The following is a 25,905-nucleotide window of genomic DNA, read 5'->3' as shown; positions in this document are numbered from 1 at the left end:
ACTTCATGAAACGTCTGCTGCTAACTGCGGTTCTCACCGTATTGATGATCGCCGAAGTTCACGCCGAGTCCTTCACTATCTCCGATATCCGTGTCAACGGCCTCCAGCGGGTGTCCGCTGGTAGCGTGTTCGGTGCGTTACCGTTGAACGTCGGGGATCAAGCTGATGACCGTCGCCTGGTGGAATCCACCCGTGCGCTGTTCAAAACCGGTTTCTTCCAGGATATCCAGCTGGGGCGCGACGGTAACGTCCTGGTCATCTCGGTCGTCGAGCGGCCGTCGGTGGCCAGTATCGATATCGAAGGCAACAAGGCGATTTCGACTGACGACCTGATGAAAGGTCTGAAACAGTCCGGCCTGGCCGAAGGCGAGATCTTCCAGCGGGCAACCCTCGAGGGTGTGCGTAACGAACTGCAGCGCCAGTACGTTGCCCAGGGCCGCTACTCGGCCGAGGTCGACACCGAAGTGGTGCCGCAGCCACGTAACCGCGTCGCCCTGAAGATCAAGATCAACGAAGGCACCGTTGCCGCTATCCAGCACATCAACGTGGTGGGTAACACGGTATTCCCTGACGACGACCTGACCGATCTGTTCGAACTCAAGACCACCAACTGGTTGTCGTTCTTCAAGAACGACGACAAGTACGCCCGTGAAAAACTGTCCGGTGACCTGGAACGCCTGCGTTCCTACTACCTCGACCGCGGCTATATCAACATGGATATCGCCTCGACCCAGGTGTCGATCACCCCGGACAAGAAAAACGTCTATATCACCGTCAACATCACCGAAGGCCAGAAGTACAAGGTCCGCGACGTCAAGCTCAGCGGCGACCTGAAAGTGCCTGAAGACCAGGTCAAGTCGCTGTTGCTGGTCGAGCCGGGCCAGGTGTTCTCGCGCAAGCTGATGACCACCACTTCCGAGCTGATCACCCGCCGCCTGGGTAACGACGGCTACACCTTTGCCAACGTCAATGGCGTGCCGACGCCGCACGACGACGACCACACGGTCGATATCACTTTTGTGGTCGATCCGGGCAAGCGTGCCTACGTCAACCGTATCAACTTCCGTGGAAACACCAAGTCCGAGGACGAAGTGCTGCGTCGTGAAATGCGTCAGATGGAAGGTGGCTGGGCTTCGACCTACCTGATCGACCAGTCCAAGACCCGTCTGGAGCGCCTGGGCTTCTTCAAGGAAGTGAACGTCGAAACGCCGGCCGTGCCGGGTGTCGATGACCAGGTCGACGTCAACTACGCCGTGGAAGAGCAGGCTTCCGGTTCGATCACCGCCAGCGTCGGTTTCGCCCAGAGCGCCGGTCTGATCCTCGGTGGCTCGATCACCCAGAACAACTTCCTCGGTACCGGTAACAAGGTCAGCATCGGCCTGACCCGCAGCCAATACCAGAGCCGCTACAACTTCGGCTACGTTGACCCCTACTGGACTGCCGATGGCGTCAGCCTGGGCTACAACGTGTTCTACCGCACCACCGACTACAAGGACCTCGATGTCGACGTAGCCAGCTATGCGGTGGACAGCCTGGGTGCCGGCGTGAGCGTGGGTTACCCGATCAGCGAGACTTCTCGTCTGACCTTCGGTCTGACCGCCCAGCAGGACAAGATCAAGACCGGCCTGTACACCGTCGACGAGATCTTCAACTTCGTCAACGATAACGGTAGCAGCTACCTGAACTTCAAGGCATCTGCCGGCTGGTCGGAGTCGACGCTGAACAAGGGCGTGCTGGCAACCCGTGGTCACTCCCAGAGCCTGACCCTGGAAACCACCACGCCGGGTAGCGACCTGTCGTTCTTCAAGCTCGATTACCGCGGCCAGGTGTTCGCACCGCTGACCGATACCTACACCATGCGCTTCCATACCGAACTGGGTTATGGCGATGGTTATGGTTCCACTAACGGTCTGCCGTTCTACGAGAACTACTATGCAGGTGGTTTCAACTCGGTCCGTGGCTTCAAGGACAGTACCCTCGGTCCACGTGGTACGCCGAGTCGTGGCGTGGGTGTGACTGGCAACGTCGGTACTGTTGCCGACACGGATACCAGCGCGCTGCCGTTCGGTGGCAACGTGCTGATCCAGGGCGGTGCCGAACTGATGTTCCCGCTGCCGTTCGTCAAGGATCAGCGCTCTCTGCGTACCTCGCTGTTCTGGGACGTGGGTAACGTGTTCGACTCCAAGTGCGAGCAGGTCAAGAACACCAACGGCACGCTGTCGCAGACACAGTGCAACGACGTCAGTTTCAGCAACCTGGCCAGCTCCGTGGGCGTTGGGGTGACCTGGGTGACGGCGCTGGGTCCATTGAGTTTTGCCCTGGCGATGCCGGTCAAGAAGCCAGACAATGCCGAAACTCAGGTGTTCCAGTTCTCCCTTGGTCAGACCTTCTAAGGTTCTGCCCTCAGCTAATGACAATGGATTTTGTAGGAGTTTATCGTGCGTAAGTTGACCCAACTGGTACTGCTGGCAACCGTTCTGGTAGCGACCCCGGCCTTTGCCGAAATGAAAATCGCAGTACTGAACTATCAGATGGCTCTGCTGGAGTCCGACGCCGCCAAGAAGTATGCCGTCGATGCCGAGAAGAAATTCGGCCCGCAACTGACCAAGCTCAAGACCCTGGAAAGCAGCGCCAAGGGTATTCAGGATCGCCTGGTAGCCGGTGGCGACAAGATGCAACAGGGCGAGCGTGAGCGTCTGGAGCTTGAATTCAAGCAAAAGGCCCGTGACTTCCAGTTCCAATCCAAGGAACTGAACGAAGCCAAGGCTGTTGCCGACCGTGAAATGCTCAAGCAATTGAAGCCGAAGCTGGACAGCGCGGTTGAGGAAGTCATCAAGAAAGGTGCCTTCGACCTGGTGTTCGAGCGCGGTGCGGTGATTGATGTCAAACCTCAGTACGACATCACCCGTCAGGTTATCGAGCGTATGAACCAGCTGAAGTAATCCATGACTGCGACTATCAAGCTCGGCCAGTTGGCCGAGGTCCTCGGCGCCACCCTGCGTGGCTCCGCGGAGAAGGAAATCACTGGGCTGGCCACCTTGCAGGAGGCCGGCCCAGCTCAATTGAGCTTCCTGGCAAATCCCCAGTACCGCAAGTTCCTGGTGGATAGTCAGGCCGGAGCCGTTCTGCTCAAGGCTGCCGATGCCGAAGGCTATGCCGGCGATGCGCTGGTGGTGCCTGATCCCTATCTGGCCTATGCACGCATCTCGCATCTGTTCGATCCCAAGCCCAAGGCTGCTGCGGGTATTCACCCGAGCGCCGTGGTGGCAGCGGATGCTTCGGTCGATCCGACGGCAAGCATCGGCCCCTTCGTGGTGATCGAGAGCGGTGCGCGTATTGGTGCAGGTGTCACCCTCGGAGCCCACTGCTTTATCGGTGCGCGTTGCGAAATCGGTGAGGGTGGCTGGTTGGCCCCCCGCGTGACGCTGTACCACGATGTTCGTATCGGCAAGCGGGTGGTCATTCAGTCGGGCGCCGTGCTCGGGGGTGAGGGCTTCGGTTTCGCCAACGAAAAAGGTGTCTGGAACAAGATCGCCCAGATCGGCGGCGTGCTGGTGGGTGACGATGTGGAGATCGGTGTGAATACCGCCATCGATCGCGGCGCGTTGGCCGATACGATTCTCGGGAACGGTGTCAAACTCGATAACCAGATCCAGATCGCCCATAACGTCCAGGTGGGCGATCACACGGCCATGGCTGCGTGCTGTGGTATTTCCGGCAGCACCAAGATCGGCAAGCACTGCATGCTCGCCGGCGGTGTCGGGCTGGTGGGGCATATCGAGATCTGCGATAACGTTTTCCTGACCGGGATGACCATGGTGACCCACTCGATTACCGAGCCAGGCGCCTATTCCTCCGGTACGGCGATGCAGCCAGCAGCCGAATGGCGCAAGAGCGCAGCACGTATTCGCCAGCTCGACGACATGGCGCGGCGGCTGCGACAGTTGGAAAAACGTGTCGGGGACGTGACCCCGGACGCGCATGCTTCATCTGAAGGCTGATACCATTTCCATATCAAGTAGTCGTTAGACTGCCTCCTTGATTTGCTAGAGGAGTTCGCCCTGTCGGGGCGTGCTCCCCATCTTTACTACAGGCTTCCCCACGAAATGATGGACATCAACGAGATTCGCGAATACCTGCCTCACCGTTACCCGTTCCTGCTGGTGGATCGGGTGGTGGACCTGGATGTCGAGGCCAAGCGCATTCGTGCCTACAAGAATGTCAGCATCAACGAGCCTTTCTTCAATGGTCACTTCCCGGCGCATCCGATCATGCCGGGTGTGTTGATCATTGAAGCCATGGCCCAGGCTGCCGGCATCCTCGGTTTCAAGATCCTGGACGTGAAGCCCGCTGATGGCACCCTTTACTATTTCGTCGGTTCCGACAAGCTGCGCTTCCGTCAGCCGGTCAAACCGGGTGATCAACTGATCCTCGAAGCGACCTTCATCAGTTGCAAGCGCAAGCTCTGGAAGTTCGAGTGCCAGGCTTCGGTCGATGGCAAGCCTGTATGCTCTGCCGAGATCATCTGCGCGGAACAGGAAGTATGAGTCTGATTGACCCTCGTGCAATCATCGATCCGACGGCCGTGCTGGCCGAGGGTGTCGAGGTCGGCCCCTGGTCGATCATCGGCGCAGGTGTGGAAATCGGCGAGGGAACAGTGATCGGGCCGCATGTGATCCTCAAGGGCCCGACCCGGATCGGCAAGCATAATCGTATCTACCAGTTTTCCTCGGTAGGTGAGGATACGCCCGATCTGAAATACAAGGGCGAGGAGACTCGCCTGGTGATCGGTGACCATAACGTCATCCGTGAAGGTGTGACGATTCACCGTGGCACCATCCAGGATCGTTCGGAGACCACGCTGGGCGACCATAACCTGATCATGGCCTATGCCCATATCGGTCATGACAGCGTAATCGGCAACCACTGCATCCTGGTCAACAACACTGCGTTGGCCGGGCATGTACACGTCGACGATTGGGCGATTCTCTCCGGCTATACCCTGGTGCACCAGTTCTGCCATATCGGTGCCCACAGTTTTTCCGGTATGGGGACCGCCATCGGCAAGGACGTGCCAGCTTATGTCACGGTGTTCGGCAACCCGGCCGAAGCCCGCAGCATGAACTTCGAGGGCATGCGCCGTCGTGGTTTCAGCGATGACGCGATCCATGCGCTGCGTCGAGCCTACAAGGTGGTCTATCGCCAGGGCCTGACTGTAGAACAGGCGATTGCCGAATTGGCCGAACCGGCCGCTCAGTACCCCGAGGTGGCAGTGTTTCTCGAATCGATCCAGTCCTCGACTCGCGGTATCACCCGCTGACCATGGCCGGTTTGCGTATTGCGCTGGTCGCCGGCGAAGCGTCCGGAGACATTCTCGGCTCCGGCCTCATGCGGGCACTCAAGGCCCGTCACCCTTCTGTCGAGTTCATCGGCGTGGGTGGTCCGTTGATGGAAGCCGAGGGCCTGGTTTCCTATTTCCCCATGGAGCGCCTGTCGGTCATGGGTCTGGTCGAAGTGCTCGGGCGCCTGCCTGAGCTGCTCAAGCGGCGCAAGCTGCTGATCCAGACGTTGATCGACGAGAAGCCCGACGTATTCATCGGCATCGATGCACCGGACTTCACGCTCAATATCGAACTCAAGCTGCGTCGAGCCGGGATCAGGACGGTGCATTACGTCAGCCCTTCGGTTTGGGCGTGGCGCCAGAAACGTGTGCTGAAGATCCGCGAAGGCTGCGACCTGATGCTGACGCTGCTGCCGTTCGAAGCGCGTTTCTACGAAGAGAAGGGCGTACCGGTGCGTTTTGTCGGGCACCCCCTGGCCGATACCATTCCCCTGCAGGCCGACCGCGTGGCCGCCCGTGCCGAACTCGGGCTGCCGGATGGTCCGCTGGTGGCGTTGATGCCCGGTAGTCGCGGTGGCGAAGTCGGGCGTCTCGGCGCGTTGTTCCTGGATACGGCCGAGCGGCTGCGGGCCGCTCAGCCCGGTATCCGCTTTGTCATGCCATGTGCCAGTGCGCAGCGGCGAAGCCAGATCGAGGCCTTGCTGGTCGGGCGCGATTTACCGTTGACCCTGCTCGATGGTCAGTCCCACAAGGCCCTGGCGGCCTGTGATGCGGTACTGATCGCGTCGGGTACCGCGACGCTGGAAGCCCTGTTGTACAAGCGTCCGATGGTGGTCGCCTATCGTCTGGCGCCACTGACGTTCTGGATTCTCAAACGGTTGGTGAAAAGCCCCTACATTTCCTTGCCCAACCTGCTGGCCCAGCGCCTGTTGGTGCCTGAGTTGCTGCAGGATGACGCCACGCCCGAGGCGTTGGCGAACACCCTGTCGCCACTGATCGAGGGGGGCGAGGAGCAGACCCGCAGTTTCGACGAGATCCACCGGACTCTGCGCCTGGATGCTTCGAACCAGGCCGCCGATGCAGTCCTGGCATTGATCGCAAAACCTGTATGAGTAATACCAAGATGCAGATGGGACTGGATTTTACCCTGGTGGCGGATGCCGAAGACCTGGTGGCCGGTGTCGATGAAGTCGGTCGTGGCCCGCTCTGCGGCGCAGTGGTCACGGCGGCGGTGATCCTCGATCCCAAACGACCGATCCTCGGTCTGAACGATTCGAAGAAGCTGACCGAGGCACGACGCGAAAAGCTCTTTGACGAGATTCGTGAAAAGGCGCTGAGCTGGTGCATTGCCCGGGCTGAAGTCGAGGAAATCGACGAACTGAATATCCTCCATGCCACCATGCTTGCCATGCAACGCGCGGTCGAGGGGCTGCATATTCAGCCCAAGCTGGCGATGATCGATGGCAACCGTTGCCCCAGGTTGTCGATGCCGGCGGAAGCGGTGGTCAAGGGTGATAGCAAGGTGCCGGCGATTGCCGCAGCATCGATCCTGGCAAAAGTCAGTCGCGATCGGGAAATGACTGCCTTCGAAGAAATCTATCCCGGTTACGGCATTGGCGGGCACAAGGGTTATCCGACGCCGGTGCACCTGGAGGCCCTGAGCCGCCTGGGTCCGACGCCGATTCACCGACGGTCGTTCGCGCCGGTGCGACTGGCCTGGGAGGCCCGCGAAGGGCGTTAGTCTGCTGATGTTTTAGCCAAGGCCCGGTACAATCCGGGCCTTGTTGTTTTCCAAGCTTTGGACAGGATCACTATGCCGGCTTCATTCGTTCATCTACGCCTGCACACCGAGTTCTCCCTGGTCGACGGTCTGGTCCGGATCAAACCGCTGGTCAAGGCCCTGAACGGCATGGGCATGCCCGCCGTGGCGGTGACCGACCAGAGCAACATGTGTTCCCTGGTCAAGTTCTACAAGGCCGCCATGGGGAGCGGGATCAAGCCGATCTGCGGCGCCGACCTGTGGCTGTCGAACAAGGATCCCGAGGCCCCGCTGAGTCGTATCAGCCTGCTGGCAATGAACGCCGAAGGCTATCGCAACCTCACCGAACTGATCTCCCGTGGGTATATGGATGGTCAGCGCAACGGCCTGATCGTCATCGAGCGTGAATGGGTGGCAGAAGCCGCGCAAGGCCTGATCATGCTTTCTGCGGCCAAGGAAGGTGAGATCGGCATGGCGCTGGTGGCCGGCAATCCGGAGGTGGCCGAGGCGTTGGCACTGGAGTGGATGGCGATCTTCCCGGATCGTTTTTATCTGGAAGTGCAGCGCACCAACCGCCCCTACGATGAAGAACATTTGCATGCGGCCGTGGCCCTGGCTGACAGGATTGGCGCGCCGCTGGTGGCGACCAACGATGTGCGCTTCATCAAGCAGGATGATTTCGACGCCCACGAAACCCGCGTGTGTATCGGCGAAGGTCGGGCTCTGGATGACCCGCGCCGCTCGCGCAACTACAGCGACCAGCAGTACCTCAAGAGCGCCGAGGAAATGGCCGAGCTGTTCAGCGACCTGCCCGAGGCGCTGGAAAACACAGTCGAAATTGCCAAACGCTGCAATATCAGCGTGCAGTTGGGTAAATACTTCCTTCCCGATTTTCCGACGCCCAACGGCATGGGGATCGACGACTACCTGCGCCATGTTTCCCATGAGGGTCTGGAAGAGCGTCTGACAGTCCTTTGGCCGAAGGAAACCACGCCCAATTACGAGGAAAAGCGCCAGACCTACCTGGACCGCCTGAAGTTCGAGCTGGACATCATCATCCAGATGGGCTTCCCCGGCTACTTCCTGATCGTTATGGACTTCATCAAATGGGCCAAGAACAACGGCGTGCCGGTCGGTCCTGGTCGGGGCTCGGGTGCCGGTTCGCTGGTGGCCTATGTGTTGAGGATCACCGACCTCGACCCGCTGGCCTACGACCTGCTGTTCGAACGTTTCCTCAACCCTGAACGTGTTTCCATGCCCGACTTCGACGTCGACTTCTGCATGGACGGCCGTGACCGGGTGATCGATTACGTGGCCGAGGCCTATGGTCGTAACGCGGTAAGCCAGATCATCACCTTCGGTACCATGGCCGCCAAGGCGGTGGTGCGTGACGTGGCGCGGGTCCAGGGCAAATCCTATGGCCTGGCCGACCGGCTGTCGAAGATGATCCCCTTCGAGGTCGGCATGACCCTGGAGAAGGCCTACGAGCAAGAGGAGATGCTGCGCGACTTCCTCAAAGTCGATGAGGACGGCCGGGAAATCTGGGAGATGGCCCTCAAACTCGAAGGGGTGACCCGCGGTACCGGCAAGCACGCCGGTGGCGTGGTGATCGCGCCTACCAAGCTGACCGACTTCTCGCCGATCGCCTGTGATGAAGAGGGCGGCGGCCTGGTGACCCAGTTCGACAAGGATGATGTCGAGGCGGCCGGCCTGGTGAAGTTCGACTTCCTGGGCCTGCGGACCCTGACCATCATCAAGTGGGCGATGGAAACCATCAACCGCGAGCAGGCCAAGAGCAACCTGCCTGACCTGAACATCGACTTCATTCCGCTCGATGACCGCAAAACCTACGAGCTGCTGCAGAAAGCCGAAACCACGGCGGTGTTCCAGCTTGAATCGCGGGGCATGAAGGAGCTGATCAAGAAGCTCAAGCCAGACTGTCTGGAAGACCTGATCGCACTGGTGGCGCTGTTCCGTCCGGGGCCTTTGCAGTCGGGCATGGTGGATGACTTCATCAACCGCAAGCACGGTCGTGCCGAGCTGGCCTACCCGCATCCCGACTACCAGTATGACGGCCTGAAGCCGGTCCTGGCGCCGACCTACGGCATCATCCTGTATCAGGAACAGGTGATGCAGATCGCCCAGGTCATGGCGGGTTACACCCTGGGTGGTGCGGACATGCTGCGCCGGGCAATGGGTAAGAAAAAGCCCGAGGAGATGGCCAAGCAGCGCGGCGGTTTCATCGAAGGTTGTGCCAACAACGGCATCGATGGCGAACTGGCGGGTAACATTTTCGACTTGGTGGAAAAGTTCGCCGGTTACGGTTTCAACAAGTCGCACTCGGCTGCCTACGGGCTGGTCTCGTACCAGACCGCCTGGCTCAAGACCCACCACCCGGCGCCGTTCATGGCCGCGGTACTCTCGGCGGATATGCACAACACCGACAAGGTGGTGATCCTGATCGAGGAAGTACGCAGCATGAAGCTGCGCCTCGATGCGCCGGATGTGAACAGTTCCGATTTCAAGTTCACGGTCAACGACGATGGGCGCATCGTTTATGGGCTGGGTGCGATCAAGGGCGTGGGCGAGGGGCCGGTCGAGGCCATCGTCGAGGCGCGGGCCGAAGGGGGCGCGTTCAAGGACCTGTTCGACTTCTGCAGCCGGGTCGACCTCAAGCGTATCAACAAACGCACCCTCGATGCTCTGATCCGCAGTGGTGCGCTGGATCGTCTGGGGCCGTATTTCCATGACGAGATCAAGGCCTACCAGGCCAACATCGACCGCAACCGCGCGGTGTTGCTGGCGGCGCTGGAAGAGGCGATCAAGGCCGCCGAGCAGACTGCCCGGACTGCCGACAGTGGTCACGCCGACCTGTTCGGCGGACTGTTCGTCGAAGAGGATGCCGACGTCTACGGCAGTCATCGCAACGCTCGCGAGTTGACCTTGAAAGATCGTCTGCGCGGTGAGAAGGACACCCTCGGCCTGTACCTGACCGGTCACCCGATCGACGAGTACGAAGGTGAGATCCGCCGTTTCGCCCGTCAGCGCATCATCGACCTGAAACCGGCACGCGACACCCAGACCGTGGCGGGAATGATCATTGCCCTGCGGGTGATGAAGAACAAGAAGGGCGACAAGATGGGCTTCATCACCCTCGACGACCGCTCGGCGCGGATCGAGGCTTCGTTGTTCGCCGATGCATTCATGGCGGCTCAGTCGCTGTTGCAGACCGACGCGATGGTGGTGGTCGAGGGCGAAGTCAGCAACGACGACTTCTCCGGCGGCCTGCGCTTGCGGGTCAAGCGCGTGATGAGCATGGAGGATGCACGGACCAACCTGGCCGAGAGTCTGCGCTTGAAGGTGCAGGGTGCTGCCCTGAAGGTCAATGAGCTACGCTGGCTGGGCGACCTGTTCAAGCAGTACCGAGGTGCCTGTCCGATCACCCTGGAGTACACCGGCCCTGATGCCAAGGCGCTGTTGCAACTGGGTGACAGCTGGAAGATCGACCCTGCGGACGGTCTGATTCAGGCATTGCGTGACCAGTTAGGGCGAGACAACGTCTTTCTCCAATACCGTTGAGGGGGTGGGTGCCATCGTTGCGCCCCAACCTTGAACTTACTTTAATCTCGACCTGAATGCGCCATATCCCTTAAGGTAGGGCGCGATACAGATCAATCGGCCGGCCAGGCTGTGTAAAAACTACTGTGCTCGACCCAAGACGGACGCTTATGAACCCGAATTTTCTTGATTTCGAACAGCCGATCGCTGACCTGCAAGCCAAGATCGAAGAACTGCGCTTGGTCGGTAACGACAACTCGCTGAACATCGGCGATGAGATTTCCCGACTGCAGGAAAAGAGCAGTACGCTGACAGAAGATATTTTCGGCAAACTGACCAGCTGGCAGATTGCTCGTCTGGCGCGTCACCCGCGTCGCCCCTACACCTTGGACTACATCGAACACATCTTCACCGAGTTCGATGAGTTGCACGGCGACCGGCATTTCTCCGATGACGCCGCCATCGTGGGCGGTATTGCCCGCCTGGACGACCAGCCGGTGATGATTATCGGTCACCAGAAAGGCCGTGAAGTGCGCGAGAAGGTTCGTCGCAACTTCGGTATGCCGCGTCCGGAAGGCTACCGCAAGGCGTGCCGCCTGATGGAAATGGCCGAACGCTTCAAGATGCCGATCCTGACCTTCATCGACACGCCGGGCGCCTATCCGGGTATCGATGCCGAGGAGCGCAACCAGAGCGAGGCGATCGCCTGGAACCTGCGGGTCATGTCACGCCTGAAAACGCCGATCATCGCCACCGTTATCGGTGAGGGTGGTTCCGGTGGTGCGCTGGCCATTGGTGTCTGCGACCAGTTGAACATGCTGCAGTACTCCACCTATGCGGTGATTTCGCCGGAAGGTTGTGCTTCGATCCTCTGGAAAACCGCCGAGAAGGCCCCGGATGCCGCCGAAGCCATGGGTATCACGGCCGAGCGCCTGAAAGGCCTGGGTATCGTCGACAAGGTGATCGCCGAGCCGCTGGGCGGTGCTCACCGTGATCCGGCTGCTGCCTCGGCGCTGATTCGTGCCGAACTCAGCTCGCAGTTGGCAATGCTGAAGAAATTCGACAACGATACGCTGCTGGCTCGTCGCTACGAGCGACTGATGAGCTATGGTCTCTAAATAGAGGCCACCTCGTCATTCGTCGCGGGCCTGCTCGCTCCTCCAGGAGACTGTAGGAGTCGAGCTTGCTCGCGAACCGCCGCAGGCGGCCATTCAGTGAGTTCGCCTCGTGGGTGAAATCGCTTTCGCGAGCAAGCTCTGCTCCTACGGAATCCGGGGGCGTCTCAATTCATGCGTCAGTCAGATATCGATCTACCCTCCCGGCTCCTTAAAGCCTTGGCGCCTTGGCGCAGCGCTTCGACCTGGCGGCTGGCCTTCTCCGGCGGCCTCGATTCCACCGTTCTCCTGCATCTGCTGGCCCGCCTGGGCAAAACCGAATCCCTGCCCGAACTCAAGGCCCTGCATATCCATCATGGCCTGCAGATCGCTGCGGACAGTTGGCCAGAGCATTGCCAGGCCATCTGCGATTCGCTGGGCGTGCCGTTGCAGGTGGTGCGGGTGAGTGTCCAGCTCGGTGCCAGTCTCGAACGTGCCGCGCGCGACGCGCGCTATCTGGCGTTTGCCGGAGTGACCGAACTGAACGATGTACTGCTCACCGCCCAGCACCGCGATGATCAGGCTGAGACTCTGCTGTTCCGCCTGTTGCGGGGAGCAGGGGTACGTGGCCTGGCCGCGATGCCGGTCGAGCGGGAAGTGGGGGGAGGGTATCTGGTGCGACCGCTGCTCGACGTTTCGCGTGGGCAACTGGAACGATACGCTCGTGAGCACGGCTTGAACTGGATCGAGGATCCGTCCAACACCGATGAGCAGTTTTCGCGCAACTACCTGCGGCATCGGGTTTTCCCCGGCTTGGCCGAGCGCTGGCCGCAGGCGGTCGGCAGCATGGTGCGCAGCGCGGCGCACCTGCGTGAGGCTCAGGAGCTGCTGGATGAGTTGGCCGAGATCGACCTGGAAAATGCCCAGGCCCATTCCCGCTATGACTGGCTGGGCATGCCCTCGCTGGCCCTGGACGCACTGACCGAGTTGTCCGAGGCCCGTCAGCGCAACCTGCTGCGGCATTGGCTGGAACCGTTGACGCGACTGCCGGACAGCGACCACTGGGCCGGTTGGGATGATTTGCGGGATGCCGGGCATGATGCCCGGCCCAGGTGGCGCCTGGCCGAAGGCGAGTTACACCGCGCTGACGAACACCTGTGGTGGCTGAGTGGCTCCTGGTTGCGCCAACCCGTGGCGGATCTTGAATGGAGCCATCCGCAGCGCGCCCTGGAATTACCGGACAACGGCGAGTTGCTGATCGTCGGTGATGCGCCGCCCGGACCGCTGCAGGTGCGCTATCGCCAGGGTGGCGAAGTGCTGCACCTGCCCGACCGTGGACACCGCGACCTGAAACGTCTGCTCAATGAAAGCGGCGTGCCCTGGTTTGTCCGCGGCCGATTGCCGCTGGTCTACCGCAATGGACAGTTATTGGCCGTGGCCAACCTGGCGGGGCTCGACGGGCGGGCCTTTGGTGACTGGCATTTGCAGTGGCAACCACCTTCGAGCGATCAAGGTTTGAGCTGAAAGCCGCTTTCCGGTAGACTACGCTCCCTTCTTGATACAACTTCTGTTGATTCGCCTGAATGACAGCAGTTGCCGATTACCAAGCAGTCTTTGCTGGGCGATTCCAAAAAATGTGTAGCGAGCAACGTACCGGTGTTTTCACTTCCGGTCTGTCCCAACGCGGCGGTTTTTTTGAAAGATGCACTGTGATTAATGCTGGTGATCGGGGGCTTCGGCCTTCCTTCGCTTTCCCGGGCGGCTCGGACCGCTTTAACGCAGACTTCTAGGGTTTTTCATGACGCGCTATATATTCGTCACGGGCGGTGTTGTTTCTTCATTGGGGAAAGGCATTGCCTCGGCTTCATTGGCGGCTATCCTGGAGGCGCGGGGGCTGAAAGTCACCATGCTCAAGCTGGATCCGTACATCAACGTCGATCCGGGCACCATGAGCCCGTTCCAGCACGGTGAAGTGTTCGTCACCCACGATGGTGCCGAGACCGACCTGGACCTGGGTCACTACGAGCGGTTCATCCGCACCACCATGACCCAGAACAACAACTTCACCACCGGCCGCGTGTACGAGCACGTACTGCGCAAGGAACGCCGTGGTGACTACCTGGGCGCGACCATCCAGGTGATCCCGCACATCACCGACGAAATCAAGCGTCGCATCATCAAGGGCGCCGGCGATGCTGACGTGGCTCTGGTCGAAATCGGCGGTACCGTGGGCGACATCGAGTCGCAACCGTTCCTCGAAGCCATTCGCCAATTGCGGGTCGAAGTCGGCTCCAAGCGCGCGATGCTGATGCACCTGACCCTGGTTCCGTACATCGCCACCGCTGGCGAGACCAAGACCAAACCGACCCAGCACTCGGTCAAGGAACTGCGCTCCATTGGCCTGCAGCCTGACGTGCTGATCTGCCGCTCCGACCATCCGGTGGATGTGTCCTCGCGTCGCAAGATTGCGCTGTTCACCAACGTTGAAGAGCGTGCGGTGATCTCCCTGGAAGACGTCGACACCATCTACAAGATCCCGGCTGTGCTGCACGCCCAGGGTCTGGATGACTTCGTCGTCGAGCGTTTCGGCCTGCAATGCAACGGTGCCGATCTGTCCGAGTGGGAAAAGGTGGTCGACGCCAAGCTCAACCCCGAGCACGAAGTCACCATCGCCATGGTCGGCAAGTACATGGAACTGCTGGACGCCTACAAGTCGCTGATCGAAGCGATGAGTCACGCCGGCATTACCAACCGCACCAAGGTCAACCTGCGCTATATCGATTCCGAGGATATCGAGAACCAGGGCACCGGCCTGCTCGAAGGTGTCGATGCGATCCTGGTTCCGGGCGGCTTCGGTCTGCGCGGCGTGGAAGGCAAGATCACCGCCGTTCAGTACGCCCGTGAGAACAAGGTGCCGTACCTGGGTATCTGCCTGGGCATGCAAGTGGCGGTCATCGAGTTCGCGCGTAACGTGCTGGGCTGGAAAGACGCCAACTCCACCGAATTCGACCGTACCAGCGCTCACGCGGTCGTGGGTCTGATCACCGAGTGGGAAGATGCCACCGGCGCGGTCGAGACCCGTACCGAAACTTCCGACCTGGGCGGTACCATGCGCCTCGGCGCCCAGGACTGCCTGCTGGAGTCGGGCTCCAAGGTTCACGACTGCTACGCCAAGGACGTGATCGTCGAACGTCACCGTCACCGCTATGAAGTGAACAACAAGCTGCTGCCGCAGATCATGGAAGCCGGCCTGAAAGTTTCCGGTCGTTCCGGCGATGGCGCGCTGGTCGAAGTGGTTGAAGTGGCGGATCACCCATGGTTCGTCGCTTGCCAGTTCCACCCGGAATTCACCTCGACGCCACGTGACGGTCATCCGCTGTTCAGCGGTTTCGTCAAGGCGGCGCTGGCCCAACACCAGAAGAAGGCGTGAGACTGATGGCCCAGAAGATCATTCGCGTCGGCGACATCGAGATCGCCAACGACAAGCCGATGGTGCTGTTCGGTGGCATGAACGTGCTGGAAAGCCGTGACATGGCGATGCAAGTCTGCGAAGAGTACGTGAAGGTGACCGAAAAGCTCGGTATCCCCTACGTGTTCAAGGCCAGCTTCGACAAGGCCAACCGTTCCTCCGTGACCTCTTACCGTGGCCCAGGCCTGGAAGAGGGCATGCGGATCTTCCAGGACATCAAGCAAGCCTTCGGCGTGCCGATCATCACTGACGTCCACGAGCCGGCCCAGGCCGCCGTGGCTGCCGAGGTCTGCGACATCATCCAGTTGCCGGCCTTCCTGTCGCGCCAGACCGACCTGGTGGTCGCCATGGCCAGGACCGGGGCGGTGATCAATATCAAGAAAGCCCAGTTCCTCGCGCCCCAGGAAATGAAACACATCCTGAACAAGTGCGTGGAAGCCGGTAACGACCAATTGATCCTCTGCGAGCGTGGTTCGAGCTTCGGCTACAACAACCTGGTGGTGGACATGCTCGGCTTCGGCATCATGAAGCAGTTCGAGTACCCGGTGTTCTTCGACGTGACCCACGCCCTGCAGATGCCGGGCGGTCGCTCGGATTCTGCGGGTGGTCGCCGGGCCCAGGTCACCGATCTGGCCAAGGCCGGCATCAGCCAGGGCCTGGCGGGCTTGTTCCTTGAGGCGCATCCAGACCCGGACAACGCCAAGTGCGATGGCCCTTGTGCCTTGCGCCTGGACAAGCTGGAGCCATTCCTGAGCCAACTCAAGACACTGGATGAGTTGATTAAGAGTTTTCCGACGATAGAAACCGCTTAATCGGAAAATCTCCGGTAAAGTACCGCACGATTCAGGGCTCTGGACCAAGGTTCGGAGCCTTTTCGTCTGCAAGGCTGCCAATTTTCATACGCTTGCGGGCGAACAAAGATTTCCTTCAGCTGCGTCGTTTTCGTCAACTTTGGAGTGTTTACAACAATGGCAAAAATCGTCGACATCAAAGGTCGTGAAGTTCTCGACTCCCGTGGCAACCCCACTGTGGAAGCGGACGTGCTTCTGGACAACGGCATCATCGGCAGCGCCTGCGCTCCGTCCGGTGCTTCCACCGGCTCGCGTGAAGCGCTCGAGCTGCGTGATGGCGACAAGAGCCGTTACCTGGGCAAGGGCGTACTGAAGGCCATTGCCAACATCAACGGCCCGATCCGTGACCTGCTGCTGGGCAAGGATCCGTCCGACCAGAAGGCCCTGGATCACGCGATGATCGCCCTGGACGGAACCGAGAACAAGGCGAACCTGGGGGCCAACGCCATCCTCGCGGTATCCCTGGCTGCGGCCAAGGCTGCTGCACAGGACCAGGACCTGCCGCTGTACGCGCACATTGCCAACCTGAACGGCACCCCGGGCGTCTACTCGATGCCGGTGCCGATGATGAACATCATCAACGGTGGCGAACATGCCGACAACAACGTCGACATCCAGGAATTCATGGTTCAGCCGGTTGGCGCCAAGACCTTCTCCGAAGGCCTGCGCATGGGCACCGAGATTTTCCATCACCTCAAAGCCGTGCTGAAGGCCCGTGGCCTGAGCACCGCAGTGGGTGACGAAGGTGGCTTCGCGCCGAACCTGGCCTCCAACGAAGATGCCCTGAAAGTCATCTCCGAAGCCGTCGCCAACGCGGGTTACACCCTGGGCACCGACGTGACCCTGGCTCTGGACTGCGCCGCCAGCGAATTCTACGAAGACGGCCAGTACAACCTGTCCGGTGAAGGCCAGGTGTTCACCGCCGAAGGTTTTGCCGACTACCTGAAGGGCCTGACCGAGCGCTACCCGATCATCTCGATCGAAGATGGCCTGGACGAGTCCGACTGGGCCGGCTGGAAAATTCTCACCGACAAGATTGGCGAGAAAACCCAACTGGTGGGTGACGACCTGTTCGTGACCAACACCAAGATCCTGAAGGAAGGCATCGACAAGAAGATCGCCAACTCCATCCTGATCAAGTTCAACCAGATCGGTTCCCTGACCGAAACCCTGGAAGCCATCCAGATGGCCAAGGCGGCCGGTTACACCGCGGTGATCTCGCACCGTTCCGGTGAAACCGAAGACTCGACCATCGCCGACCTCGCCGTGGGCACCGCTGCCGGCCAGATCAAAACCGGCTCGCTGTGCCGCTCCGACCGCGTTTCCAAGTACAACCAACTGCTGCGTATCGAAGAGCAATTGGGTGCCAAGGCGAAATACAACGGTCGTTCCGAGTTTCGCGGTTAAGCCGTAGATGGTAAAAAGACACCTGATTGTGTCGGAAAAGTCGCTATAGCGATTTTTCCGCTACTAATCTGATGGCTGACAAGCACACGCCTGGGTATACCCATGTTTGTGCTGTTGGTGTATTGACGTCGGCTTGGCTGTCTTTTTCACTGGGTAAACGAAATTCGATGCGCAGTCCCAACTGGTTGTTCCTTGTCTTGCTCTTGCTGCTGGCTGGCCTGCAGTACCGCCTTTGGGTGGGTAACGGGAGCTTGGCGCAGGTAGCCGACCTGACCCAACAGATTGCCGAACAGCATGCCGAGAATGCGCGCCTGCTGGAGCGTAATCGCGTCCTCGATGCAGAAGTTCTTGAACTGAAGAAAGGCATGGAAACCGTAGAAGAACGGGCCCGCCATGAACTGGGCATGGTCAAGGACGGCGAAACCCTTTATCAGTTGGCGCAATGACTGACTCATCGTTACCGGCCTTCTGGGCCGTGATTCCTGCCGCGGGTGTGGGTGCCCGTATGGCTGCCGACCGTCCCAAGCAATACCTGCAACTGGGCGGACGAACCATTCTCGAACACAGCCTTGGCTGTTTTCTCGATCATCCGGGTCTCAAGGGGCTGGTGCTGAGCCTGGCGCCCGATGATCCCTACTGGCCGACCCTGGCCTGTGCCGGCGATTCGCGTATCCGCCGTGTCGACGGTGGTGCCGAGCGTGCCGATTCGGTGCTCAATGCCTTGTTGCATCTGCATGCCCTGGGGGCGGCGGATGAGGATTGGGTGCTGGTGCATGATGCGGCCCGACCGAATCTGTCCCGCGACGACCTCGATAACCTGCTCGCCGCACTGGCCGACGATCCGGTGGGTGGCCTGCTGGCCGTGCCGGCGCGTGACACGCTCAAGCGTGTGGACAAGCAGGGGCGGGTGCAGGAAACCGTCGATCGCGCGCTGATCTGGCAGGCCTACACGCCGCAGATGTTCCGCCTGGGCGCCCTGCATCGGGCGCTGGCCGACAGCCTGGTGGCCGACGCGACCATCACCGACGAAGCCTCGGCGATGGAGTGGGCTGGCCAGGCCCCACGGCTGATCGAAGGGCGCTCGGACAACATCAAGGTCACCCGTCCCGAAGACCTGGAGTGGCTGCGCCTGCGCTGGGCCAATCGTCGCTGAAACCTTCAAGTCTCACCGCCCCTGTCGACGCCATCGACGGAACGCCGGTCAGACGGTGTATTCGGGCTGTTGCGCCAACCCCTCCTTGAGATAATCCACCAGCTTGCGCACCTTCGGTGACAGGTGTCGTTGTTGTGGATACAGCGCCCACACTGCGGTATTGGGCGGCTGGTGCGCGTCGAGCAGGGAAATCAGCGTGCCGTTGTGGAGATGCTCCAGCACGTAGTAGTCCGGCAACTGGCATAAGCCAACCCCTTGCAACGCTGCATCGAGCACGGCCTGGCCGCTGTTGCAGCGCCAGTTGCCCTGCACCCGCTGGGAAAACTCGCGGCCCTCCTGTTCCAGTTGCCAGATATCCGAACTACCGATCAGGCAGTTGTGCCGGCTCAATTCCGACAGACTGTGGGGCCGGCCGTAGCGCTCCAGATAGGAAGGGGAGGCGCACAGGTACATCCGCCGCGGTGCCAGCCGCGTCGCTACCAGCCGTGAATCCTGCAGGCGACCCAGCCGAATCGCCAGGTCCAGGCCTTCCTGCACCAGGTCCAGGGTGCGGTTGCTCAATTCGATGTCGACCCGCAACTGCGGATACAACCCCATGAAGGTGGTCACCAGCGGCACGATGAAGCGTTCGCCATAGGCCACCGCACAGGTCATGCGCAACATGCCCTTGGGTTCGCTGGTCAGGTCGCCCACCGCGCGCAGGGCTTCTTCGCGACCATCCTGAAGGCGCTGGCAATGCTGCAGGAAGGTCTGGCCGGCTTCGGTCAGCGTGACTCGGCGGGTGCTGCGATACAGCAGGCGGGTTTGCAGGCGTTCTTCCAGGCGGGCGATCTGCCGGCTGATATGCGAAGAGGACACCCCCATGCGTTCCGCCGCCGCAGTGAACTGGCTGCACTCGGCCACGGCGACGAACTCGTCGATCCCTTCCCAGCCGTTATCGCTCATCTGATTATCCCTGTATGGCAATAATGTTTTGCTTTTGGCTGGATTATTCACCAATAGTCGATGATTTACACTGGGGTCTTTGCCATTCACTGTCAGGAGTTGCTGGATGATCAAGTCACGTGCTGCCGTTGCCTTCGAGGCGAAGAAGCCTCTGGAAATCGTCGAAGTCGATGTCGCCATGCCCAAGGCCGGTGAAGTGCTGCTGCGTGTCGTCGCCAGCGGCGTCTGCCACACCGACGCCTACACCCTGTCCGGCGCGGATCCGGAAGGCATCTTCCCGTCCATTCTCGGTCACGAAGGTGGCGCGATTGTCGAGGCCATCGGCGAAGGCGTGACTTCGGTGGCGGTCGGTGATCACGTGATTCCGCTGTACACCCCGGAATGTGGCAAGTGCAAATTCTGCCTGTCGGGCAAGACCAACCTCTGCCAGGCGATCCGCGCCACCCAGGGCAAGGGCCTGATGCCGGACGGCACTTCGCGTTTCTCCTACAAGGGTGAGACGATTTTCCACTACATGGGCACCTCGACCTTTTCCGAGTACACCGTGCTGCCGGAAATTTCCGTGGCCAAGATCGCCAAGGATGCACCGCTGGAAAAGGTCTGCCTGCTGGGCTGTGGCGTCACCACCGGGATCGGTGCAGTGCTCAACACCGCCAAGGTCAAGGCTGGTGATACCGTGGCGATCTTCGGCTTGGGCGGGATTGGTCTGTCGGCGGTGATTGGCGCGGTGAAGGCCAAGGCTGCGCGGATCATTGCCATTGACATCAATCCGGCCAAGTTCGAGATCGCCCGGCAACTGGGCGCCACCGACTGCGTCAACCCGAAGGATTTCGATCGTCCGATCCAGGAAGTCATCGTCGACATGACCGACGGCGGTGTGGATTTCTCCTTCGAATGCATCGGCAATGTGCAACTGATGCGTGCGGCGCTGGAATGCTGCCACAAGGGTTGGGGCGAATCGGTGATCATCGGCGTGGCCGGGGCTGGCCAGGAAATCGCCACCCGTCCGTTCCAGTTGGTGACCGGTCGCGTCTGGCGCGGTTCGGCATTCGGCGGCGTGCGCGGTCGCAGCGAACTGCCGAGCTATGTCGACATGGCACAGAAGGGCGAGATTCCGCTGGATACCTTCATTACCCACACGATGGGGCTTGAGGACATCAACAAGGCGTTCGACCTGATGCATGAAGGCAAGAGCATCCGTACCGTCATCCACTTCTGATTACTGTGCAGGGGCCTGCGTGTCAGCCGGCCCCTGCCGTGCGGAGTTGTCCCAATGTCTCTGGAAAACCTCTCTTGCCAGAAGAGCTTCGGCGGCTGGCATAAACGTTATAAACATCATTCCGATGTGCTCGGTTGTGACATGGTCTTCGCCGTCTATCTGCCGCCGCAGGCCGAGCAGGGCGTCAAGCTGCCGGTACTGTACTGGCTGTCCGGGCTGACCTGCACCGATGAAAACTTCATGCACAAGGCCGGCGCCCAGCGCATGGCCGCGCAACTGGGGTTGATCATCGTTGCGCCGGACACCAGCCCGCGCGGCCCTGAGGTGCCTGGTGATCCCGATAACGCCTGGGACTTCGGGCTCGGTGCCGGTTTCTACCTGAATGCCACCCAACAACCCTGGGCTCGTCACTACCGCATGCACGACTATGTGGTGCACGAGTTGCCGGCCCTGGTCGAAGCGCATTTCCCGGCTAGCGACAAGCGCGGCATCAGCGGCCACTCCATGGGCGGCCACGGCGCGCTCGTCTGTGCCTTGCGTAATCCGGGGCGTTACCAGTCGCTCTCGGCCTTCGCGCCGATCAGCAATCCGATGGATTGCCCATGGGGGCAGAAGGCTTTCTCGCGTTATCTGGGTGATGAGCGTTCGCGCTGGCGCGAGTGGGATGCCTGCGCGTTGATCAGCGAGGCGAGCGAGAAGCTGCCGATCCTGGTGGACCAGGGCGACCGCGATGACTTCCTGGCCAATCAGCTCAAACCGGAAGCCTTGCAGCAGGCGGCCAGGCTGGCCGGGCATCCGCTGACCCTGCGCATGCAGCCGGGTTACGATCACAGCTATTTCTTCATCGCCAGTTTCATCGACGACCATCTGCGGCATCACGGCGAAGCTCTGGGCGCCGGTTCTGCACGATAATGGTCTGCGCCCGCTCGGCCTGTTTTACCTGGCCTGAGCGTTGCTCGACTAATTCTCGTACTAGAACCTAATACCGGACAAAATAGGTAGAATCACGCCCTGACTAAATCGGGGCGTTTTTTATGCGTATTGGCCACGGCTATGATGTTCACCGTTTCGCCGAAGGCGATTTCATCACTTTGGGCGGTGTGCGGATTGCCCACCACCATGGGCTGCTGGCTCATTCGGACGGCGACGTGCTGCTGCACGCCCTGAGTGACGCGCTGCTGGGCGCGGCGGCATTGGGTGACATCGGTAAACATTTCCCCGACACCGACCCGACCTACAAGGGCGCCGACAGCCGCGTGCTGTTGCGTCACGTGGTGTCGTTGCTCAAGGCGCGCGGCTGGCAAGTCGGCAACGTCGACAACACCATTGTTGCCCAGGCTCCGAAAATGGCGCCGCATATCGAATCGATGCGCGCGCTGATCGCCGAAGATCTTGAAGTTGAGTTGGACCAAGTGAACGTAAAAGCCACCACCACTGAAAAGCTCGGTTTCACCGGGCGCGAAGAAGGCATCGCCGTGCATTCCGTCGCCTTGTTGCTGCGCGCATGACGGAACTTGAACTGCTGGGCCCCCGAGCCCATGGCGATGCCCTTGGCCGCGCGGTACTGAAGGCCACTGCGGAAGATTTCCAGGTCGATGAAGTCCTCGATATTCCCTTGTCCGGTGATGGCGAACACCTGTGGTTGTGGGTGGAGAAGCGTGGCCTGAACACCGAGGAAGCGGCTCGGCGCCTGGCCAAGGCCGCTGGCGTGCCGCTGCGGACGGTCAGCTACGCCGGCCTGAAGGATCGCCAGGCCCTCACCCGGCAATGGTTCAGCATCCAGTTGCCGGGCAAGGCCGATCCGGACATGACGGCCGCGCAAAACGATACGCTGCGGATTCTCAAGAGTGTCCGGCACAAGCGCAAACTGCAACGCGGGGCCCATTCGGCCAATGGCTTCACCTTGCGCCTTAGTCAGTTGCAGGCTGACAAGGCGGGCCTGGAACAACGCCTCGAACAGATCTGCCAGTTGGGTATTCCCAATTACTTCGGCACCCAGCGCTTTGGTTACCAGGGCGGCAATCTTGGTGAAGCCCGCGACTATGCGGCGCGCCAGGCGTTGCCGGAGCAGCGCAACGTACGCTCGCGGCTGCTTTCCACCGCCCGCAGTTATCTGTTCAACCAGGTGCTGGCGGCGCGGGTCGCCGAGGGCAGTTGGAACCGCGCCCAGGTCGGCGACCTGCTGGCCTTTACCGACAGCCGCAGCTTTTTCCCGGCCAACGAAGCCGAATGCCACGACCCGCGCCTGGCGATTCTCGACCTGCATCCGACCGGCCCCCAGTGGGGCGAGGGGCCTTCGCCGACCGCCGGGGCGACCTTCGACCTGGAACAGGCGGTCGCAGCCAGTGAACCGCAACTGTGCCAATGGCTCGCCAAGGCAGGAATGGAGCACGAACGTCGCATCCTGCGGCTGCCCATTGGCGGGCTGACGTGGCATTATCCGTCGCTGGACATTCTGCAACTGGAATTCGTCCTGCCGGCCGGATGCTTCGCCACTGTTCTGGTGCGCGAACTTGTTGATCTGGTGCCGGTGGGACAGACGGACAGCTCATGCGTATTCTGATTTCCAACGACGATGGGGTTTTCGCCCCCGGCCTCGCCGCGCTTCACGCTGCGCTGGCGGACTATGCCGAGTGCCGGGTGATTGCCCCGGATCAGGACAGGAGCGGTACCAGCAGTTCGCTGACCCTCGACCGTCCGCTGCATCCGCACGCCTTGCCCAATGGCTTTATCAGCCTCAACGGCACGCCGACCGACTGCGTGCACCTGGGGGTCAATGGCCTGCTGGGCTACGAGCCGGACATGGTGGTCTCGGGTATCAACCTGGGCGCCAACCTTGGCGATGACGTGCTGTATTCCGGTACGGTCGGGGCGGCGCTGGAAGGCCGTTTCCTCGCCCGGACCTCCTTCGCCTTCTCGCTCGCCTCGCATCAGGTCGACAATCTGGCGAGCGCGGCGCATTTCGCAAGGTTGCTGGTGGAGGCCCACGAGAGCCTTCAACTACCGCCGCGCACCGTGCTCAACGTCAATGTGCCGAACCTGCCGCTGGAGCATATCCGTGGCATCCGCCTGACCCGCCTGGGACACCGGGCACGGGCGGCCGCGCCGATCCGCGAGGTCAATCCGCGCGGCAAGGCCGGATACTGGATCGCGGCGGCCGGTAATGTCGAGGATGGCGGTCCCGGGACGGACTTCCATGCCCTGATGCAGGGCTTCGTTTCGGTCACGCCGCTGCAGCTGGATCGTACGTTCAACGATGCCTTTGCCAGTCTCGACGGTTGGCTGGAGGGGCTTGCCTGATGGCACGTGAAAACGATTTGCTGCGGGGCGGGATCGGCATGACATCGCAACGGACTCGCGAACGTCTGATCCAGCGACTGTACGACGAAGGGGTGTCCAATCCCCAGGTGCTGGAAGTGATCCGCCGTACGCCGCGCCATCTGTTTGTCGATGAAGCCCTGGCCCATCGGGCCTATGAGGACACCGCGTTACCGATCGGACACAACCAGACCATTTCCCAGCCTTATATGGTGGCCCGCATGAGCGAGCTGCTGCTGGAGGCCGGGCCGCTGGACAAGGTAATGGAGATCGGTACCGGCTCCGGCTACCAGACCGCCGTGCTCTCGCAACTGGTCGAGCGGGTGTTTTCGGTGGAGCGGATCAAGGTCCTGCAGGACCGCGCCAAGGAGCGCCTGGTCGAACTCAACCTGCGCAACGTGGTGTTCCGCTGGGGCGACGGCTGGGAAGGGTGGCCGGCGCTGGCACCGTACAACGGCATTATTGTCACCGCGGTCGCGACCGATGTGCCCCAGGCGTTACTCGACCAACTGGCTCCCGGTGGGCGCCTGGTAATTCCGGTCGGGTCGGGCGAAGTCCAGCAACTGATGCTGATCGTGCGTGAGGAACATGGATTTTCCCGGCATGTGCTCGGCGCGGTACGCTTTGTGCCGCTGCTCAACGGGCCGCTGGCCTGAGCCTTGATGTTATTTGTTCAGGTCGTGCGCTGAATTCTGTTGAGTGTTGTCGGTCTTAGTGCCGGAACTTGCAGGCAGCGTCTGTTTAAAAGTGTGTCGAGTTTCACTGTCGAACTGTACAAGCTGCTCGCATATCGGGCTTTGCTGTCCGTAAAACTCCAACGGCCAGTTATACTTGCGTCACACTACGGCCTGTATGGGCACTCTATTATTCATGTCAGCCAACACAAAGGGAGCGGCGGGTGAGTCTCACAGTCATTCGGCAGCGTATGGGTAAAACAAGCGTTCAGCGCCTGATGATCGGTCTTGCCCTCAGTGCGTTACTGGCTGGTTGCTCCAGTGCTCCCAAGAACGGCGTACGCGTCGTGGATCGCAATGGCAATGTAACCAGCTCCGCCAGTGCCGCACCGCAACGGCCGATGACCACCACTGGCCAGCATGTGGTGGTCCGGGGCGATACCTTGTTCTCGATCGCTTTTCGCTACGGCTGGGACTGGAAAGCCCTGGCTGCACGCAACAATATTCAAGAGCCATACACCATTCACGTCGGTCAGGCGATTCGCTTTGACAGCCGTTCAAATTCAACAGCGGCTGTGGCGACATCGACGACGACCTCTTCGTCCTCTTCGTCGAGCAAAACCACCATCACCCGACGCCCGGCGACCGTCGCCGGCACCCCGGCGGCAGCGACTCCCACGCCAACCGCCACGGCGACACCGACCCCTCCACCGGGGCCCGCCCCGAAGGGCTGGGCCTGGCCGGCAAACGGCATTTTAATTGGAAAATTTGCTTCAAACGGTAGTTTGAATAAAGGTATTGATATCGCCGGGGATTTGGGACAGCCTGTTTTAGCTGCGTCTGATGGCTCAGTTGTATACGCCGGAAGTGGGTTACGGGGCTACGGCGAACTGGTCATCATCAAGCACAGCGATACCTACGTCAGTGCCTACGGTCATAACCGCAGGCTGTTGGTTCGGGAGGGGCAGCAGGTCAAAGTCGGACAGACAATTGCCGAGATGGGATCAACTGGTACAGACCGGGTGAAACTGCACTTTGAGATTCGCCGCCAGGGTAAACCCGTAGATCCGCTGCAATTCCTGCCCCGTCGTTGATCCGTTTTCCAGCCTGTTCTCAT

23 protein-coding genes are annotated in these 25,905 nt (G+C 60.7%); 22 read left to right on the top strand and 1 reads right to left on the bottom strand.

Going from position 1 to position 25,905, the window contains the following annotated elements; genetic code table 11:
• Positions 1 to 5: 5 nt before the first annotated feature.
• From bamA to ispD, 15 genes are all read left to right on the top strand, one after another.
• Positions 6 to 2,393, top strand: coding sequence for an outer membrane protein assembly factor BamA (gene bamA, locus BLU37_RS01080; protein ID WP_010444738.1), 2,388 nt, complete (start codon positions 6 to 8; stop codon positions 2,391 to 2,393).
• A gap of 45 nt (positions 2,394 to 2,438) precedes the next feature.
• Positions 2,439 to 2,942 carry an OmpH family outer membrane protein gene (locus BLU37_RS01075; RefSeq protein WP_010444737.1) on the top strand — a complete coding sequence of 168 codons (504 nt, stop codon included), beginning with the start codon at positions 2,439 to 2,441 and terminating at the stop codon, positions 2,940 to 2,942.
• A 3-nt stretch (positions 2,943 to 2,945) separates the two neighbouring features.
• On the top strand, positions 2,946 to 4,001 hold the full coding sequence (lpxD, locus tag BLU37_RS01070; RefSeq protein WP_010444736.1) for a UDP-3-O-(3-hydroxymyristoyl)glucosamine N-acyltransferase: 1,056 nt from the start codon (positions 2,946 to 2,948) through the stop codon (positions 3,999 to 4,001).
• A 105-nt stretch (positions 4,002 to 4,106) separates the two neighbouring features.
• Positions 4,107 to 4,547 carry a 3-hydroxyacyl-ACP dehydratase FabZ gene (gene fabZ, locus BLU37_RS01065; protein ID WP_090201979.1) on the top strand — a complete coding sequence of 147 codons (441 nt, stop codon included), beginning with the start codon at positions 4,107 to 4,109 and terminating at the stop codon, positions 4,545 to 4,547.
• Positions 4,544 to 5,320 (top strand): acyl-ACP--UDP-N-acetylglucosamine O-acyltransferase, encoded by a 777-nt coding sequence (gene lpxA / locus BLU37_RS01060; protein ID WP_010444734.1) that lies wholly within the window; start codon positions 4,544 to 4,546, stop codon positions 5,318 to 5,320. Before fabZ ends, lpxA begins: the two co-directional genes overlap by 4 nt.
• Positions 5,321 to 5,322: 2 nt before the next feature.
• The gene (gene lpxB, locus BLU37_RS01055) at positions 5,323 to 6,453 is read left to right on the top strand and encodes a lipid-A-disaccharide synthase (RefSeq protein WP_090201978.1); all 1,131 of its coding nucleotides are present in this window, start codon (positions 5,323 to 5,325) and stop codon (positions 6,451 to 6,453) included.
• 11 nt (positions 6,454 to 6,464) lie between these two features.
• The gene (gene rnhB, locus BLU37_RS01050) at positions 6,465 to 7,082 is read left to right on the top strand and encodes a ribonuclease HII (protein WP_029532322.1); all 618 of its coding nucleotides are present in this window, start codon (positions 6,465 to 6,467) and stop codon (positions 7,080 to 7,082) included.
• A 72-nt stretch (positions 7,083 to 7,154) separates the two neighbouring features.
• The gene (gene dnaE / locus BLU37_RS01045; protein WP_090201977.1) at positions 7,155 to 10,679 is read left to right on the top strand and encodes a DNA polymerase III subunit alpha; all 3,525 of its coding nucleotides are present in this window, start codon (positions 7,155 to 7,157) and stop codon (positions 10,677 to 10,679) included.
• Between the two features lie 149 nt (positions 10,680 to 10,828).
• Positions 10,829 to 11,776, top strand: coding sequence for an acetyl-CoA carboxylase carboxyltransferase subunit alpha (locus BLU37_RS01040; protein WP_090201976.1), 948 nt, complete (start codon positions 10,829 to 10,831; stop codon positions 11,774 to 11,776).
• Between the two features lie 171 nt (positions 11,777 to 11,947).
• On the top strand, positions 11,948 to 13,276 hold the full coding sequence (gene tilS / locus BLU37_RS01035; RefSeq protein WP_090201975.1) for a tRNA lysidine(34) synthetase TilS: 1,329 nt from the start codon (positions 11,948 to 11,950) through the stop codon (positions 13,274 to 13,276).
• Positions 13,277 to 13,550: 274 nt separating this feature from the next.
• A complete protein-coding gene (locus tag BLU37_RS01030; protein ID WP_010444728.1) occupies positions 13,551 to 15,182 on the top strand; it encodes a CTP synthase in 1,632 nt (543 codons plus the stop codon).
• A 5-nt stretch (positions 15,183 to 15,187) separates the two neighbouring features.
• On the top strand, positions 15,188 to 16,033 hold the full coding sequence (kdsA, locus tag BLU37_RS01025) for a 3-deoxy-8-phosphooctulonate synthase (protein ID WP_090201974.1): 846 nt from the start codon (positions 15,188 to 15,190) through the stop codon (positions 16,031 to 16,033).
• A 156-nt stretch (positions 16,034 to 16,189) separates the two neighbouring features.
• The gene (gene eno, locus BLU37_RS01020) at positions 16,190 to 17,479 is read left to right on the top strand and encodes a phosphopyruvate hydratase (protein ID WP_019361569.1); all 1,290 of its coding nucleotides are present in this window, start codon (positions 16,190 to 16,192) and stop codon (positions 17,477 to 17,479) included.
• A gap of 167 nt (positions 17,480 to 17,646) precedes the next feature.
• Positions 17,647 to 17,925, top strand: a complete 279-nt coding sequence (ftsB, locus tag BLU37_RS01015; RefSeq protein WP_010444725.1) for a cell division protein FtsB — start codon at positions 17,647 to 17,649, stop codon at positions 17,923 to 17,925.
• Complete coding sequence (gene ispD, locus BLU37_RS01010) at positions 17,922 to 18,632, top strand: 2-C-methyl-D-erythritol 4-phosphate cytidylyltransferase (protein ID WP_090201973.1); 711 nt, start codon at positions 17,922 to 17,924, stop codon at positions 18,630 to 18,632. The genes ftsB and ispD overlap by 4 nt, the downstream gene beginning before the upstream one ends.
• Positions 18,633 to 18,680: 48 nt before the next feature.
• Here ispD and BLU37_RS01005 read toward each other — a convergent pair whose 3' ends face one another.
• A complete protein-coding gene (locus BLU37_RS01005; RefSeq protein ID WP_090201972.1) occupies positions 18,681 to 19,577 on the bottom strand; it encodes a LysR substrate-binding domain-containing protein in 897 nt (298 codons plus the stop codon).
• A 106-nt stretch (positions 19,578 to 19,683) separates the two neighbouring features.
• On the opposite strand from BLU37_RS01005, the gene BLU37_RS01000 reads away from it, so the two are divergent.
• The 7 genes from BLU37_RS01000 (at position 19,684) to BLU37_RS00970 (ending at position 25,882) form a co-directional block, all read left to right on the top strand.
• The gene (locus BLU37_RS01000; RefSeq protein ID WP_010444720.1) at positions 19,684 to 20,796 is read left to right on the top strand and encodes an S-(hydroxymethyl)glutathione dehydrogenase/class III alcohol dehydrogenase; all 1,113 of its coding nucleotides are present in this window, start codon (positions 19,684 to 19,686) and stop codon (positions 20,794 to 20,796) included.
• Positions 20,797 to 20,850: 54 nt separating this feature from the next.
• On the top strand, positions 20,851 to 21,708 hold the full coding sequence (gene fghA, locus BLU37_RS00995) for an S-formylglutathione hydrolase (RefSeq protein WP_090201971.1): 858 nt from the start codon (positions 20,851 to 20,853) through the stop codon (positions 21,706 to 21,708).
• A gap of 122 nt (positions 21,709 to 21,830) precedes the next feature.
• Entirely contained in the window at positions 21,831 to 22,304 is a 474-nt protein-coding gene (ispF, locus tag BLU37_RS00990; RefSeq protein WP_010444717.1) for a 2-C-methyl-D-erythritol 2,4-cyclodiphosphate synthase, read from the top strand.
• Positions 22,301 to 23,359, top strand: coding sequence for a tRNA pseudouridine(13) synthase TruD (gene truD, locus BLU37_RS00985; protein WP_090201970.1), 1,059 nt, complete (start codon positions 22,301 to 22,303; stop codon positions 23,357 to 23,359). Before ispF ends, truD begins: the two co-directional genes overlap by 4 nt.
• On the top strand, positions 23,347 to 24,096 hold the full coding sequence (gene surE, locus BLU37_RS00980; RefSeq protein WP_010444714.1) for a 5'/3'-nucleotidase SurE: 750 nt from the start codon (positions 23,347 to 23,349) through the stop codon (positions 24,094 to 24,096). The genes truD and surE overlap by 13 nt, the downstream gene beginning before the upstream one ends.
• Positions 24,097 to 24,134: 38 nt before the next feature.
• Positions 24,135 to 24,770, top strand: coding sequence for a protein-L-isoaspartate(D-aspartate) O-methyltransferase (locus tag BLU37_RS00975; protein WP_172833077.1), 636 nt, complete (start codon positions 24,135 to 24,137; stop codon positions 24,768 to 24,770).
• A gap of 242 nt (positions 24,771 to 25,012) precedes the next feature.
• On the top strand, positions 25,013 to 25,882 hold the full coding sequence (locus BLU37_RS00970; RefSeq protein WP_090201969.1) for a peptidoglycan DD-metalloendopeptidase family protein: 870 nt from the start codon (positions 25,013 to 25,015) through the stop codon (positions 25,880 to 25,882).
• Positions 25,883 to 25,905: the final 23 nt, after the last annotated feature.

It is taken from the genome of Pseudomonas asplenii (genome assembly GCF_900105475.1).
GTDB classification, from domain to species: domain Bacteria; phylum Pseudomonadota; class Gammaproteobacteria; order Pseudomonadales; family Pseudomonadaceae; genus Aquipseudomonas; species Aquipseudomonas asplenii.
Note: the sequence above shows the minus strand (reverse complement) of the source record. Positions and strands in the feature narration are given on the sequence as shown.